The organism is Hoyosella altamirensis, assembly GCF_014191505.1.
Classification (GTDB): Bacteria; Actinomycetota; Actinomycetes; order Mycobacteriales; family Mycobacteriaceae; genus Hoyosella; species Hoyosella altamirensis.
The window spans coordinates 718,508-733,387 of the sequence record NZ_JACHWS010000001.1; the positions used below are offsets into that span (position 1 = coordinate 718,508).

Genomic DNA, 14,880 nt, shown 5'->3' on the forward strand with positions numbered 1-14,880 from the left:
GTGAAGTACCAGTCGTGGTTGTGGTTCAGTAATAAGTTGAGGCAGTAGTTTGTGATCTGGGATATAGCAGGACCCGTCCAGTGAAGGGGATAAGTGAGTGCCGTCCCAAGGTGAGCTCTCCGGCGAGGAGGAACGGCGGCGACTCGCTGAATTGGTGGGCCGCGAACTGTCGCGGATTGCAAACGCGGCAACAGATCAGATTCTCAGCGAAGTGGCGGGTTACCACGAGAGCACCGCTCCCACACTGCGCAGTGAAGTATTGACACACTGCCTGGACGTTTTCGAAATTTTCGTCCGGGCTCTTGACGAGGATGACGAACCGCAGCCGGACCGGTTTCGTGTAACGGCCGACCAAGCGATGCGGCGCGTGACGCAGGGCATCTCGATGCCTGATTTTCTGCGGGCTTTCCGCGTTGCGCAGATCACTTTGTGGGAGTCGATCAGGCAACTTACCGCGGACAAGCCTGATCTCCGCTTCGCAGCGGCAGAGGCCGTGAGTGCAATGATGAAGGTAATCGAGGTTGGGACAACCGCAGCTGCTGAGGCATACCTCGAAGCTGAGCGGTTTCTGGTCGCGGATGCGACGAGCGCTGCCCGCGATCTCATCGATGACTTGCTCGCTGGCCAGCAGCCGGTGACCGGGCCTCGCCAGGCCGCCTTGCGCACCGCGGGACTCAGCGCGGGAAGTGTGATCGTGGTTGTCGCGGGCCGTGTCGTCAAGTTCAGCGGTGAGCGGAACACGCTGGTGCGGGTTCTCGGGAAGGCCGCCACTACCTACCCGCATGGGCTGTTTGCTATGCGACGCAACGAGATCGTCGGTGTCTTGCCTGCCCCGATACAGCGAGGCATAGGTGGTGTCCTTCGTGATCTTTCCCGTGTCACAGATAAAGCACGCGAAGGCGGCGTCGAACTTGCGCTGGGTGTCAGCACGCCGCTGACTGGCCTGGACGCAGCACCTCCCGGCTACCGTGAGGCAAAGTTCGCGCTCGGGGCACTGCACGGGAGGCCAGGGATTCAGGCGCTCGGCGAACTCACCACCTTCGACTATCTTGTCTCCCGCGATGACCCGATCGCACGGCAGCTTATTTCACCGCAGGTCCGGGAATTCGTCGAGAAGGATCTAGCCGGCGACCGCATGTACATCGATACGCTGCTGGCGTACGTCGAGGCGAACCTGAACGCGAAAGCCGCTGCGGACGCACTCTATGTTCACAGCAACACCGCCTACTACCGCCTCGAACGCATTGCGGAACGAACCGGCAAGGACTTGCGCGCCTTTAACGAGGTACTCGACCTTCTCGTCGCGATCAGACTCCTCGCCCCCGCTTAGTGAACCAGTCACAGCAAGAGTGTCACCGCTCCTCTAACACAAGCGAGCGTTCCGGGCGCACGGTAGTGGTGTCCAATCCGCCGATCCTGGAGAAGCCATGTACCTCACGACGCCCGCAGCCCTGAAGGACCACATCGGAACCAGCCTCGGCACAAGCAGTTGGACCACAGTCACCCAGGACCAGATTGATCAATTCGCGGAGGCTACCGGTGACACCCAGTGGATTCACACCGATCCTGAGCGAGCCAAGTCTGGTCCGTTCGGCACGACCATCGCGCATGGCTACCTGACGCTGTCGCTGATCCCCGGGGTTCTGTACGAGGTACTGGAATTCGGGGAGCTTGGTGCGGCCCTGAACTACGGGCTCAACCGGGTGCGTTTCCCGGCCCCTGTTCCGGTGGGCAGCGTAATCAGATCTGACGTCTCTGTCGTCGCAGTGAAAACTCGGGGAGAAATGATCGAGGCGGTACTTGAGATCATAATGAAACGGCAGGGGCACGACACCCCCGTCTGCGTCGCTGAAGCAGTGGTTCTGTATTCCTGAAAGGTAGGGGCCATGAGCGCCACCAGCCTTAGACACTTCCACGAAGTGCAGCGGTTTCCCCTGTGGATCATCTCGATTCCCCTGCTCACCGTGGCTGGTCTGGGAGCCTTGATCGTGGCGTTCGTGGCCGGAGGGGAGTTCGCGGGTGCGCTCTTCTGCGGCGTTCTGCTCGCGGCGGTATTTCTCCCGTTGGCGGTGCTGCATCTCCGGATGAGACTGGTTACCTCGGTTGATTCAACGGGGCTTCATTTGCGGATCCACCCCGTCCGGTTCAGCTTGCTCCCGCGTCGGATGACGTTCAAGGACGTTTCGCTCGATGAGATCTCCCGCTGGGAGGTGAGCGTCTACAACTCTCTCAAGAGTCGAGAGTTCTGGGGGTGGCATGTATGGGGACTGAGCGCAGCCAAGGGTGGGCGCTACCTTTACGTGATGCGGCCAGGCTTAGTGCGGGCACAAGGCGTGCGAGTCGAACTCACTCGCGGTGAAACCCTGTTTATCGGTTCCGCCAATCCCACGAAGCTGGCCGCTGCGATCGCCCGCGCGATTAAGAAGCGCGGGCCTGCTTGAGCGTTGCTACGCGTGACGGAGCGTAGTATCGGGACGCACTCAACTGCCGGAACGAGGAGTTTCACAGCCCAATGGCGCCACGACCGTTGCACGAAGTAGTGGAAGCAGGGTGGGCAGACGCGCTCGCCCCGGTCACGCAAAATATTGCCGACATGGGGGAGTTCTTACGCTCCGAGAACGCTGCCGGGCGCGGATATCTTCCGAATGGACAGAACGTGCTGCGCGCCTTCCAGCAGCCGTTCGCAGAGGTGAGGGTGCTGATCGTGGGGCAGGATCCATACCCGACCCCCGGTCATGCAATCGGGTTGAGCTTTTCTGTGGCACCGGAGGTGCGCCCGCTCCCGAAGAGCTTGACGAACATCTACAAGGAGTACTGCGACGACCTGGGTTACCCTCCACCCACGTCAGGTGATCTCACCCCATGGTCGAAAAGTGGCGTGCTGCTGTTGAACAGAGTGCTGACGGTCCGTCCGGGCGATCCCGCTTCACACCGGGGAAAAGGCTGGGAAGCGGTTACTGAGCAGGCGATCCGTGCACTCGTTGACCGCCATGAACCCATGGTGGCTATCTTGTGGGGCCGCGACGCGATGAGCCTGAAGCCGATGCTCGAGGACGTGCCCACTATTGAATCGGCGCACCCCTCGCCGCTGTCCGCTTCACGCGGGTTCTTCGGCTCGAAGCCCTTCAGCCGCGCGAACGAGGAACTTCTGGATCTAGGCGCGGAGCCAATCGACTGGCGTTTGCCGTAGCCACACCAGCAACGGGACATCCGCACCGGATGACCCCGTTGCTGGTGTCGCTAAAATTCTCCCGCGAAACGCAAAAATCCCCGAAACGTCCTGGGACATTCCGGGGATTTGTGGTCTAAAAGTGCGTATTAGGCGCGAACGACCTTGCCTGCCTTGATGCACGAGGTGCAGGCGTTGATCCGCTTCCGGTTGCCGGGGGCAACTTCGGCGCGAACGGTCTGGATGTTCGGGTCCCAGCGACGGCTGGTACGCACGTGCGAGTGTGAGACTGACTTACCGAAGCCAGGTCCCTTGCCACAGACATCGCAAACGGCAGCCATGGTCGTCGAACTCCTCGTTAGTGGTGACACGTGTCTTTTTGCCAAGCTGGCTGTGCACACAAATCAGCACCGCCCTGCGAAGGCAACCGTGCAAGCGTACCGGGTTTATCGCGTATTAACCAAACCGGCGCGAAACCGCATTACCTGCTGCGGACCCGTCGTCAGGATAGTCTCTCAGCAGGCGTGCCAACGAATCTGTGAAGGGGAGGGCGGGACGCGGTGGCAGATGATCTCAGCACACTCGATGCGCACGCGTTGCTGCGTTGGGCGGCGGCGTGTGTGAGTGGACTGGAACGTCGCCGAGATGAGATCAATGTGCTCAATGTCTTCCCGATCGCTGATTCCGATACTGGCACAAATCTGCATTTCACCATGGCCGCGGCGCTGCGCGCTGCGGAGCAGGCTAACGGGGGCACTGAGCCGACAGTCCAGGATCTCGCTACCGCTCTGGCGCGGGGCGCTGTGGCTGGCGCGCGCGGGAACTCGGGAGTGATCCTTTCGCAACTGCTGCGGGGGGTAGCTGAGGCGTCTTCGGAGCGCTCCATCGATGGCAACGTCTTGAAGGACGCATTGGAAGCAGCTCTCGATCTCGTGAGCAAGTCGCTGTCCAATGTGGTGGAGGGGACTGTCGTTACGGTGCTGCGCGGTGCCGCGCAAGCGGCGCGTGCGACTGACGAGTGTGCTCTCGCTGACGTCACGCGGGCGGCGGCGGATGGTGCGGCGTCCGCGCTCGAACAGACTCCCCGCCAGCTGTCAGTTCTCAGCCAGGCGGGGGTAGTTGATGCAGGGGGACTCGGCCTGGTGGTCATTCTCGATGCGCTCGTCGGAGTCGTTACAGGCGACGAACCACAGCGGCCTCGTTTCACTGTCCGGGCGACGGTCGGGGACACGACAACCTCCGCATCCGCGACTGCTCCGGCGGCTGACGCACGACCGGTCGAGCACATCCACGAGTACGCCACTGGAGACGCGGAGTACGAGGTCATGTACCTGCTCGATGGAAGTTCGGACCATGCTGCCGACGCGTTGCGTGAGAAATTGTCAGACCTAGGTGATTCAGTAGTCGTCGTGGGTGACGGGTCCGGTGTCTGGTCGGTGCATGTGCATAGCGCCGACCCGGGCGCAGCGATAGAGGTGGGGCTCGCTGCGGGAAAGCCGCGCGATATCCGGATCACTGCCTTTGCGCCCGATCAGCAAGTCTCGTTCGCTGCGACACCCACGCGGCCGCTAGTCCGCATGGTCCTGGCGCTGGTGACCGGAGGTGACGCCGCGGAACTCTTCGAAAGCGAGGGAGCCACGGTTCTGCGTACCGGAGGGATGGCATCGCCACAGGAACTGCTCGATGCGATCCTCGCTCTGCGTGCCGATGAGGTCTTTGTGCTGCCGAACGGTCTGATCAAGGCTGAGGAACTCGTGGCGGTAAGTACGCAGGCACGCCAGTTAGGCCACCCAGCAGTGCTGCTTCCAACCTCCAGCATGGTGCAGGGCCTCGCCGCGCTCGCGGTACACGACCCCTCACGGGTGGCTTCCGATGATTCTTATGCCATGGCTGCCGCCGCAGCAGCAACGCGGTGGGGCTCGGTGCGCAGAGCGGACTCTCGCGCGTTGACGATGGCCGGCGTCTGTGAGCCAGGTGATTGTCTCGGGCTCGTTGGTCGTGAAGTCCTGGTCATCGACGAGGATCTGGCCGTCGCGACCGCACAACTCGCAGATCTAATGCTTGCGGCGGGCGGCGAACTTGTCACCGTGCTTGCAGGCCAGGATGGGGCTGGTACGTACCTTGCAGATACGCTGGAGAAGCACATCAAGAAGATGCACCCCGGTATAGACCTCATGGTTTATCCCGGTGGCCAAGATGACGACATCCTGCAGATCGGTGTGGAGTAGCTGATCGTGGAGGCAGGAGTATCTCTCACGGACCGGCTGGACGGGCTGCTTGGACGCGGGGTATCGGCCAAACTCGAGAACGAGTTCGGGATCACTAGCGTCGTCCATCTCCTTCAGCACTATCCGCGCCGCTACGCACGAGGTGGCATGCCCCTCGGTGAAGACGAAGCACAAGCGGGTGACCACATCACGGTGGTCGCGACGATCGCTCGCGTGGACGAGATCCGCATGAAACCTCCCAAGAAGGGCAGTTTCTTGAAGGTGACGCTTCACGCTGACACACAGCGACTCGAAGCGACGTTCTTCAACCCGAAGGTTCTCAGGCACGTGATGAAGCCCGGGAAGAAGATGATGTTCTCCGGCACCGTCGGCTTCTTTCGCAAAAACATGCAGCTCACCCATCCGAGCTACCTCGAGCTGCGAGAGACCGCAGACGCCGAGAGCGTGCGCGGGAGCGGCCAGCTTGCTGAGCTGGCCCGGGCAGCGCAGAAAGCGGACAGCGACATCGAATCCGATCTGTTGCGGGACATAATCCCGATCTACCCCTCGACGAAGAACATTCAGAGCTGGGAGATCTGGAGCTGCGTCCGAATCGTGCTGGACCAGCTTGCGCCCCTTCCCGAAATGCTCCCCGAGGAGGTTGTCACTCAGAATCAGCTGCTTTCGTACGATCAGGCGATCCGGCTGATCCACCTCCCTGACTCGGAAGCGGACTTCCGAAATGCGCAGGACCGCCTGCGCTTCGACGAAGCATTGCTGATGCAGCTGATTCTGGCCCAGCAGCGGGTCACGGAATCCCGGCGATCCGCGCCTTCGATGCCCGCAAAAGCCGAGGGAATCGCCGCGCGTTTCGACACGAACCTCCCGTTCACGCTTACCGGAGGGCAGCGGGCGGCGGGTGAAACCATCGCAGAGAGGATCGCGCAGCCCGCACCGATGAACGTGCTGCTGCAAGGTGAGGTGGGTTCAGGTAAGACGATCGTCGCGTTGCGTGCGATGCTTCAGGCGATTGATGCTGGCTATCAGTGCGCGCTATTGGCGCCCACCGAAGTGCTTGCCACCCAGCATTATCGCTCGTTACGGTCGATGCTTGGCGCGCTTGGGCAGGGCGGGGAACTAGGCGCGGATGACTACGCGACGGGTGTCGTCCTGCTGACCGGGTCCATGACCGTTTCGCAGCGTAAGACCGCGCTGCTGAAGATCGTCACGGGCGACGCGGGCCTCGTCATCGGCACCCACGCTCTCATTCAGGACACTGTCGAGTTCTTCAACCTAGGGCTGGTCGTGATTGATGAACAGCACCGGTTCGGCGTGGAGCAGCGCGACCACCTGCGTGGGAAAGCCCAGGCCGGGAAGACGCCGCACATGCTGGTGATGACGGCAACGCCTATTCCGCGGACGATCGCGATGACAGTGTTCGGTGCACTGGAGGTCATCACGTTGCGCGAGCTTCCCCGCGGCCGCAGCCCGATCAGTACCAAGGTGCTGGCGCTGTCGATGTCACGCAAATGGCTCCCGCGTGTGTGGGAGCGAATTGTGGAAGAAGCCGCGCAAGGCAGGCAAGCCTATGTGGTGTGTTCCCGCATTGGTGACGACGAGAGTGGGCCTGCTGGAAACGGCAGCGAGGCCCCGTCGACCACCGCAGTTGTCGACATGTTCGGTTATCTGCGTTCGGGCCCGCTCGCGGAGTTGCGTGTCGGGCTTCTGCACGGGCGTCTGCCCGCCGACGAAAAGGACCGGGTGATGCGTGATTTCTCAGCAGGTGAGATCGACGTCCTAGTATGTACAACAGTAATTGAGGTGGGGGTGGATGTGCCGAACGCCACAGTCATGGCTATTGTGGACGCAGACCGGTTCGGCGTCAGCCAACTACACCAGCTGCGTGGCAGGGTAGGCCGTGGTGCGCACGCAGGATTGTGCATTCTGATGAGTGAGGCGGCGGAGGGATCCTCTGCTTTGCATCGATTGAGTGCCGTGGCGGCTACTACCGACGGCTTCCGGCTCGCCGAATTGGACCTTCAGCAGCGACGCGAAGGTGACGTTCTGGGGTCTGCTCAGTCCGGTACGCGGAGCAGCCTCAAACTGCTTTCTCTTCTCGACCACGGGGCTGTGATCGAGAAGGCTCGCGACATCGCAGACGCAATGGTCACGGAGGACCCCGAGCTTGCTCGAGCACCGCAGCTCGCCGCGATGGTCAACGCGATGGGCGACGGTGCTGGAATCGACTATCTCGACATGACCTGAGGCCCGGCGCCGTGCCCATCCTTGAAAATCAGACGGAATAGCGCCTTACGGTGGTGCGGTTGCGGCCTAGTATCGTGCCGGAGTCCACAATTGAAAAAGTGCAGTGAGTCAGCGGGCGCCAGAGTTACCTCCCGCAACGGAAAGAGGCGAAAGAATGTTTTCGAAAGTGCTCGTCGCTAACCGGGGCGAGATCGCGATCAGGGCCTTCAGGGCTTCGTATGAACTTGGCGCGGGCACCGTCGCGGTCTTTCCGTATGAGGACCGTAATTCGGTCCACCGGCTGAAGGCCGATGAAAGCTACCAGATCGGCGAGCCCGGCCACCCGGTTCGCGCATATCTTTCAGTCAAGGAGATCATTCAGGCTGCAAAGAACGCGGGTGCGGACGCAATCTATCCCGGTTACGGCTTTCTGTCAGAGAACCCTGACCTTGCGACTGCGTGCGCTGAAGAAGGCATCAAATTTGTCGGCCCGCCGGTTGAGGTGCTCGAACTTGCCGGGAACAAAGCGCGCGCGATCGCAGCTGCCCGAGCAGCTGGTCTGCCGGTCCTGGCCTCCTCGGAACCCGGAAGTGATATCGACACCCTGCTTGCCGCGGCAGACGACATGGAGTTCCCAATCTTCGTGAAAGCCGTGGCGGGCGGTGGCGGACGTGGCATGCGACGGGTTGACTCCCGGCCGCAGCTCAGGGAAGCCATCGAACAGGCACAGCGCGAAGCTGAGTCTGCTTTCGGTGACGCTACGGTCTTTCTTGAGCAGGCTGTAGTCAATCCCCGCCACATCGAGGTTCAGATCCTCGCGGACGAGGCCGGGAACGTCATCCACCTGTTCGAGCGTGACTGTTCGGTACAGCGCCGCCATCAAAAGGTCGTCGAGCTGGCCCCGGCACCGAACCTGCCTGCTGAACTTCGGGACCGGATCTGTGCTGACGCGGTGGCGTTCGCGAAGGAGATCGGCTACTCCTGTGCGGGCACTGTTGAGTTTTTGCTCGACGAGCGCGGCAAGCACGTTTTCATCGAGATGAACCCGCGAATCCAGGTCGAGCACACCGTTACTGAAGAAGTGACCGACGTCGATCTGGTGCAGTCGCAGTTGCGCATCGCGAGCGGCGAGACACTTGCGGACCTTGGCCTCTCCCAGGATTCGGTGGTGCTCCGCGGCGCGGCCATGCAATGCCGGATCACGACCGAGGATCCAGCGAATGGCTTCCGCCCCGATACTGGCCGCGTCACAGGCTACCGGACCCCGGGTGGTGCCGGTGTGCGCCTTGATGGGGGAACGATGCTTGGCGCCGAGGTGGGCGCCTACTTCGACTCGATGCTCGTCAAGCTAACCTGCCGCGGACGTGATTTTGGGACCGCTGTACGCCGCGCGCGACGTGCGCTAGCGGAGTTTCGTATCCGTGGTGTCGCGACGAACATCCCGTTTCTTCAGGGACTGCTCGATGACCCGGACTTCCGGGCGGGCAATGTAACCACCTCGTTCATCGAGGAACGCCCGCACCTGCTGACTCTGCACACACCCGCCGACCGCGGTACGCGAATGCTGCGCTATCTCGCCGACGTAACGGTGAACAAGCCGCACGGTGAACGCCCGGTCCGGCTTGATCCGCGCACCAAACTGCCGGAGCTCGACAGAGAATCCGCGATCCCGGATGGATCCCGGCAGCGGCTTCTGCACCTCGGTCCAGAGGGTTTCGCGACCGCGCTGCGCGAGCAGAAAGCACTCGCGGTCACCGAGACAACATTCCGCGACGCACATCAGTCGTTGCTCGCCACCCGTATCCGGACGCGTGACCTGCTTGGGGTCGCTGACCACGTTGCGCGGCTGACACCTGAGCTGTTCAGCATCGAGGCGTGGGGCGGAGCCACATACGACGTCGCGCTGCGCTTCCTGCACGAAGATCCGTGGGAACGGCTGGCGAAGCTGCGAGAAGCGATTCCGAACATCTGCATCCAGATGCTGCTTCGTGGGCGCAACACGGTCGGTTACACGCCGTATCCCGAGTCAGTGACACGCTCTTTCGTCGACGAGGCGACGCGAACTGGTATCGACATCTTCCGGATCTTCGACGCGCTCAACAACGTTGACCAGATGCGTCCCGCGATCGACGCGGTGCGTGAAACAGGCACGGCGATCGCAGAGGTCGCGCTCAGCTACACCGGGGACCTTGCCGACCCGGGCGAGAACCTTTACACGCTCGACTACTACCTGCGTCTCGCGGAGGAGGTGGTAGAAGCAGGTGCCCACATCATCGCGATCAAAGACATGGCGGGTCTGCTCCGAGCCCCTGCTGCGGCGAAGCTCGTTTCGGCATTGCGGTCAAACTTCGATCTGCCCGTTCACGTTCACACCCATGACACGCCCGGCGGCCAGCTCGCCACATATCTGGCTGCGTGGGAGGCCGGTGCGGACGCTGTCGACGGGGCCGCTGCGTCCCTCGCGGGCACCACGAGCCAGCCGGCTTTGTCAGCGATCGTCGCGGCGGCACGGAACACCGAGCGTGACACGGGAATCGACCTGGATGCTGTATGCGATCTCGAACCGTACTGGGAGGCCGTCCGCAAGGTCTACAAGCCCTTCGAGTCTGGCCTCCCGTCCCCAACGGGCCGGGTCTACAAGCACGAGATCCCCGGCGGTCAGCTTTCGAACTTGCGGCAGCAGGCAATAGCACTCGGCCTCGGTGACCGGTTCGAACAGATCGAGGAGGCATACGCTGCGGCTGACCGGCTCCTCGGCCGGCTCGTCAAGGTGACTCCGTCGTCGAAAGTTGTCGGAGACCTGGCGCTGCACCTCGTGGGGGCGGACGTCTCGATCGAACAGTTCAAGAATGACCCAGGCTCCTTCGACATCCCTGACTCCGTTATCGGGTTCCTGAGGGGTGAGCTTGGCGACCCGCCCGGCGGATGGCCAGAACCGTTCCGTACAAAGGCGCTGGAAGGGCGCTCTCCCGCGAAGCCCGCGCCGGATCTCTCGGCCGAAGACGAAGCGCTGCTGCATGGCGATGACGGCAAGGCTCGCCGCGCAACTCTGAACCGGCTGCTCTTCCCGGTGCCGGCACGCGAGTTCCGTGAGCATCGCGACGAATACGGCGACACCTCACTGCTGTCGAGTGGACAGTTCTTCTACGGCCTTCGGCACGGCGAAGAAAACCAGGTCAGACTTGAGCCTGGTGTCACACTGCTTTTCGGGCTCGAAGCGATCTCCGAGCCCGACGAGCGCGGCATGCGCACAGTGATGTGCACCATCAACGGCCAGTTACGGCCGGTCAAGGTGCGCGACCAATCGGTGGCGAGTGAAGTGCCGTCGTCGGAGAAAGCTGACAAGAACAACCCTGATCACCTTCCCGCCCCGTTCGCCGGTGTCGTCACTGTGTCGGTATCTGAAGGGGAGTCGGTTAAGGCGGGCCACACGATCGCGACCATCGAGGCGATGAAGATGGAAGCATCGATTACCGCGCAGAAGTCGGGCACCGTCAAGCGAGTGGCGATTAGCGCTGTGCAGCAAGTGGAAGGTGGAGATCTGATCGCGGTCATCGAGTCCGCAGAGTCAGAGTGACACGAATCATTGCGGGCGGAGCCGGGGGAATCCGGCTCCGCGTGCCGCCGAAAGGTACACGGCCCACGACGGACCGGGTGCGCGAGGCGCTCTTCAGTGTCCTTTCTTCACGCATCGATTTTGATGGCCTCCGCGTCCTTGACCTCTATGCGGGATCAGGCGCGCTCGGTCTCGAATCACTGTCCCGCGGTGCTGCCCTTGCGGTATTCGTGGAATCCGGTGCGCGCGCCGTGGCCGTGATCAAAGACAACATTCAGACGGTACGGCTGCCCGGTGCTGAGGTGATCAAGGGGGCCGTCACGGCGACCCTGGGCCGAGAGCCAGCGCAGCAGTTCTCCCTGGTATTCGCCGATCCGCCATACACTGTCGGCGACGGCTCAATCGAGGAAATGCTGGCACTTCTGGTGCGGCATCAGTGGCTTGCCCCGGAGGCTCTGGTCGTCATAGAACGGTCATCACGCTCGCCGCTGACGACGTGGCCCGATGGCTTTGAGGCAATCACGTCCCGAAAGTACGGCGAAACCCGCATCGACATCGCGCAGTCGCGATAGGCCGGCCATTCCGGGCGAGCATCAGATCCGGGCGCCTGTTAACGTCAGTCACCATGAGCGGAGCGATCTGCCCGGGCTCGTTCGACCCGGTCACCAATGGTCACCTTGACGTGATTGAGCGCGCCTCAGCCCACTTCGACCGGGTTGTCGTCGCAGTTCTCGTCAATCCCAACAAGCGGGGGATGTTCACGGTGGAGGAGCGGCTGGAACTGCTCCGAGAGGTGACGTCTCACCTGCCCAACGTCACAGTGGACTCGTGGCAGGGTCTCTTGGTCGATTACGCGAAGAACAACGGCCTGAACTCGATCGTCAAGGGTCTGCGGGCTGTCAGTGACTTCGAGTACGAGCTGCAGATGGCCCAAATGAACAAAGAGCTCTCCGGTGTGGACACCTTCTTCACGGCGACCAATCCGCTCTACAGCTTCTTGTCGAGTTCGCTGGCGAAGGAAGTCGCGACCTACGGTGGTGACGTCTCCCATCTGCTGCCTCCGGTCGTATATCGGCGACTGACGCAGCGGATTGAAGAACGGAAACGGGAGAGCGAAAACCCCTGACTCTCATGTCTGGCAAGGATGTGTCTCCAGGCATGCTATGGGGCGAGTCGCGCGGCGACACACCGCGCGAGTAGATGCGGTAGACGGGATAGCCAGGCAAACTGGCTGCGGAACACATTTTGAGGATATGGGGTAGCGGTGTATCGGGTATTCGGCGCTCTTGATGAGCTAGTAGCGATCGTCGAAGAGGCGCGCGGCGTGCCGATGACCGCTGGTTGTATTGTGCCGCGTGGTGACGTTCTCGACCTCCTGGACGACATCCGTGAGGCGATACCGAGTGAACTCGATGACGCTCAGGATGTGCTGGACCACCGCGACAAGCTGATTAACGACGCGCGGGACAGCGCGGAGCACACTGTCGGTGCCGCTTCCTCCGAGGCGGAAACCACCATCACCAATGCACGCGAAGACGCTGACCGCATGCTTCGCGATGCGAAGGCGCAAGCCGACAGGATGGTCGCGGAAGCCAAAGCGCACGCCGAACAGGTGGTCACGGAGGCACAAGCAGAGGCAGATCGTACGATCACCGGCGGTCAGCGGGAGTTCGAGGCGATGACGGCGCGTGCTCGCACCGAAGCCAACCGGTTGATCGAGTCCGGGAATGCCGCGTACGAGCGCGCAGTCAGTGAGGGCGTGGCCGAGCAGCAGCGTCTTGTGTCGGAGTCTGAGGTCGTGCATGCATCGCAGGCTGAAGCGAATCGGGTGGTTGATGCCGCACACGCAGAGTCGGAACGGCTTCGCGGCGAATGCGACCAGTACGTCGACGCGAAACTAGCTGAGTTCGAGGAGTTCCTCAACGGGACTATCCGCTCCGTTCACCGCGGGCGCCAGCGTCTGCGCGATGCTGGTCCGCCGCCGCAGTTCGCCCCTGAGGAGCGCCCCGCGAGGCGTCGCTGAGCTTTGCTCGCTGCAGGCCGGCCTTCGGCAGGCATGGTGATTGGCACTCCACAATGGCGGTAGACTGATAGGTCGTTTAACCCGCAGCATCAATCGGAGTGTGATCACGTGAAGACTTCCCGGCATGGTTCGGCGCGCCCAATGCGGGATTCGCCGTTTGTGCTGGATGTCCGGACGCTCGGCCGGAGTCCTGGCACGATGCGTGAGGAACACCGCAGCGTCGCATTGAAGACGCGCGTGGGGCTCGAGATGATCGGCATCCCTGCAGGTGAGCTCCTTGAGATGGATCTTCGTCTTGAGGCCGTCTCGGAAGGCGTGCTCGTTTCCGGGACCATCGAGGGGACTGCTACGGGCGAGTGTGTGCGGTGCCTTGAAGATTTCGAAGAACCGGTCGAGGTTTCGATAACGGAACTGTTCGCTTACCCGGGCAGCGCCACCTCGGAGACCACGGATGAGGATGAGATCTACCGGATCGAAGACGAACTCATCGACCTTGAACCCGTCGTCACGGATACGATCGGATTGTCGCTTCCGTTGCAGCCGGTGTGCGACGAAGACTGCCCCGGGCTGTGCTCGGAATGCGGCGTTCCCCTCGCGATTGCGGATTCTGGGCACAGTCATGCGATACTAGATCCTCGCTGGGCTGCTTTAGCGGACAAGTTTCCTGCCGCCGAGCGTCCAGAAGCATAGTTCCACCAGGCAACTGGGGAGCACTACTGCTTCTACCAGCATGTATGCAGCTACCGATCGATTGCCAAGGAGAGTTTGTCGTGGCCGTTCCCAAGCGCCGGATGTCGCGATCCAACACGAGGTCGCGCCGCAGCCAGTGGAAAGCCACTGCGCCTGCGCTCATCACCTGCCCGAACCGCGCGTGCGGGCAGAAGACACTGCCGCACACCGCATGCCCATCGTGCGGCACGTACCGGGGACGTCAGGTTACGGCTGCTTCGGTTTGATCGTGGCTGACGGTGCCGCACTGACTAGCGAGCAGAGCCGCGAGTCTCTGCTCGCTGCGCTCGGTGTCAGACTGGGCGAGGATTTGCTTACGCTCGCTCTTACTCACCGGTCATACGCCTACGAGAATGGTGGCCTGCCCACCAACGAGCGGCTCGAGTTCCTCGGGGATTCTGTCCTCGGTCTCACGATCACGGAACACCTGTACCGGACTCACCCCGATAAGCCGGAGGGTGAGCTCGCGAAGATTCGTTCTAGCGTGGTGAATATGCATGCCCTCGCTGAGGTCGCGCGTGGCTTAGGGCACGGTGGGCTCGGCGAGTATTTCTTGCTTGGTAAGGGCGAGGAAATGACCGGCGGCCGGGATAAAGCGAGCATCCTCGCCGACGGTATGGAGTCGCTGCTCGGGGCTGTGTATCTCGAGCACGGACTCGATGTCGCGCGCGGCGTTGTGCTCACTTTGTTCAAAGGTCTCCTCGAACGTGGTCCCCGTCTGGGCGCCGGGCTGGACTGGAAGACGAGCCTGCAGGAACTCACGGCCGAGCGTGGCCTGGGTGTCCCCGCGTACGAGGTTGCCGCCAAGGGCCCGGATCATGACAAAGAGTTCACGGCGACTGTGATAGTCGCGGGTGAGGACCTGGGCTCCGGCACTGGGCGCACCAAAAAGGAAGCGGAACAGAAGGCTGCGGGCGCGGCCTGGCGTCACCTTTCCTCTGACTCTTGATCG

Annotated in this window: 14 protein-coding genes; 13 read left to right on the forward strand and 1 reads right to left on the reverse strand. The window is 62.1% G+C overall.

Annotation, left to right across the window (positions count from 1 at the left end; translation table 11 throughout):
* The first annotated feature begins 97 nt into the window (after positions 1-97).
* From FHU29_RS03470 to FHU29_RS03485, 4 genes are all read left to right on the forward strand, one after another.
* Positions 98-1,330, forward strand: coding sequence for a PucR family transcriptional regulator (locus tag FHU29_RS03470; protein ID WP_064440180.1), 1,233 nt, complete (start codon positions 98-100; stop codon positions 1,328-1,330).
* Positions 1,331-1,427: 97 nt separating this feature from the next.
* Complete coding sequence (locus FHU29_RS03475; RefSeq protein WP_064440181.1) at positions 1,428-1,874, forward strand: MaoC family dehydratase; 447 nt, start codon at positions 1,428-1,430, stop codon at positions 1,872-1,874.
* Positions 1,875-1,886: 12 nt separating this feature from the next.
* On the forward strand, positions 1,887-2,441 hold the full coding sequence (locus FHU29_RS03480; protein WP_064440182.1) for a hypothetical protein: 555 nt from the start codon (positions 1,887-1,889) through the stop codon (positions 2,439-2,441).
* Between the two features lie 71 nt (positions 2,442-2,512).
* Positions 2,513-3,190 carry a uracil-DNA glycosylase gene (locus FHU29_RS03485; protein WP_064440183.1) on the forward strand — a complete coding sequence of 226 codons (678 nt, stop codon included), beginning with the start codon at positions 2,513-2,515 and terminating at the stop codon, positions 3,188-3,190.
* Between the two features lie 128 nt (positions 3,191-3,318).
* Here FHU29_RS03485 and rpmB read toward each other — a convergent pair whose 3' ends face one another.
* Positions 3,319-3,510 (reverse strand): 50S ribosomal protein L28, encoded by a 192-nt coding sequence (gene rpmB / locus FHU29_RS03490; RefSeq protein ID WP_013807959.1) that lies wholly within the window; start codon positions 3,508-3,510, stop codon positions 3,319-3,321.
* A 219-nt stretch (positions 3,511-3,729) separates the two neighbouring features.
* Here rpmB and FHU29_RS03495 point away from each other — a divergent pair, with 219 nt between their 5' ends.
* The 9 genes from FHU29_RS03495 to rnc all read left to right on the forward strand — a co-directional run bounded on the left by FHU29_RS03495 (position 3,730) and on the right by rnc (position 14,877).
* On the forward strand, positions 3,730-5,397 hold the full coding sequence (locus FHU29_RS03495) for a DAK2 domain-containing protein (protein ID WP_064440184.1): 1,668 nt from the start codon (positions 3,730-3,732) through the stop codon (positions 5,395-5,397).
* A 6-nt stretch (positions 5,398-5,403) separates the two neighbouring features.
* The gene (gene recG / locus FHU29_RS03500) at positions 5,404-7,641 is read left to right on the forward strand and encodes an ATP-dependent DNA helicase RecG (RefSeq protein WP_064440185.1); all 2,238 of its coding nucleotides are present in this window, start codon (positions 5,404-5,406) and stop codon (positions 7,639-7,641) included.
* Between the two features lie 154 nt (positions 7,642-7,795).
* A complete protein-coding gene (locus FHU29_RS03505) occupies positions 7,796-11,197 on the forward strand; it encodes a pyruvate carboxylase (RefSeq protein ID WP_064440186.1) in 3,402 nt (1,133 codons plus the stop codon).
* A complete protein-coding gene (gene rsmD, locus FHU29_RS03510) occupies positions 11,194-11,748 on the forward strand; it encodes a 16S rRNA (guanine(966)-N(2))-methyltransferase RsmD (protein WP_064440187.1) in 555 nt (184 codons plus the stop codon). Before FHU29_RS03505 ends, rsmD begins: the two co-directional genes overlap by 4 nt.
* A gap of 53 nt (positions 11,749-11,801) precedes the next feature.
* Positions 11,802-12,302 (forward strand): pantetheine-phosphate adenylyltransferase, encoded by a 501-nt coding sequence (coaD, locus tag FHU29_RS03515; protein ID WP_064440188.1) that lies wholly within the window; start codon positions 11,802-11,804, stop codon positions 12,300-12,302.
* Between the two features lie 138 nt (positions 12,303-12,440).
* On the forward strand, positions 12,441-13,199 hold the full coding sequence (locus tag FHU29_RS03520; protein ID WP_013807953.1) for a DivIVA domain-containing protein: 759 nt from the start codon (positions 12,441-12,443) through the stop codon (positions 13,197-13,199).
* A gap of 108 nt (positions 13,200-13,307) precedes the next feature.
* Positions 13,308-13,889 carry a YceD family protein gene (locus FHU29_RS03525; RefSeq protein WP_157095064.1) on the forward strand — a complete coding sequence of 194 codons (582 nt, stop codon included), beginning with the start codon at positions 13,308-13,310 and terminating at the stop codon, positions 13,887-13,889.
* Positions 13,890-13,969: 80 nt separating this feature from the next.
* Complete coding sequence (gene rpmF / locus FHU29_RS03530) at positions 13,970-14,155, forward strand: 50S ribosomal protein L32 (protein WP_074390847.1); 186 nt, start codon at positions 13,970-13,972, stop codon at positions 14,153-14,155.
* Positions 14,101-14,877 (forward strand): ribonuclease III, encoded by a 777-nt coding sequence (gene rnc, locus FHU29_RS03535; RefSeq protein ID WP_083962293.1) that lies wholly within the window; start codon positions 14,101-14,103, stop codon positions 14,875-14,877. Before rpmF ends, rnc begins: the two co-directional genes overlap by 55 nt.
* Positions 14,878-14,880: the final 3 nt, after the last annotated feature.

Bases quoted from the DNA above. Each gene is read 5' to 3' on its own strand.
- coaD (WP_064440188.1), top strand. From the start codon at position 11,802: ATGAGCGGAGCGATCTGCCCGGGCTCGTTCGACCCGGTCACCAATGGT.
- rnc (WP_083962293.1), top strand. From the start codon at position 14,101: ATGCCCATCGTGCGGCACGTACCGGGGACGTCAGGTTACGGCTGCTTC.
- FHU29_RS03505 (WP_064440186.1), top strand. From the start codon at position 7,796: ATGTTTTCGAAAGTGCTCGTCGCTAACCGGGGCGAGATCGCGATCAGG.
- FHU29_RS03475 (WP_064440181.1), top strand. From the start codon at position 1,428: ATGTACCTCACGACGCCCGCAGCCCTGAAGGACCACATCGGAACCAGC.
- rpmB (WP_013807959.1), bottom strand. From the start codon at position 3,510: ATGGCTGCCGTTTGCGATGTCTGTGGCAAGGGACCTGGCTTCGGTAAG.
- FHU29_RS03480 (WP_064440182.1), top strand. From the start codon at position 1,887: ATGAGCGCCACCAGCCTTAGACACTTCCACGAAGTGCAGCGGTTTCCC.
- FHU29_RS03485 (WP_064440183.1), top strand. From the start codon at position 2,513: ATGGCGCCACGACCGTTGCACGAAGTAGTGGAAGCAGGGTGGGCAGAC.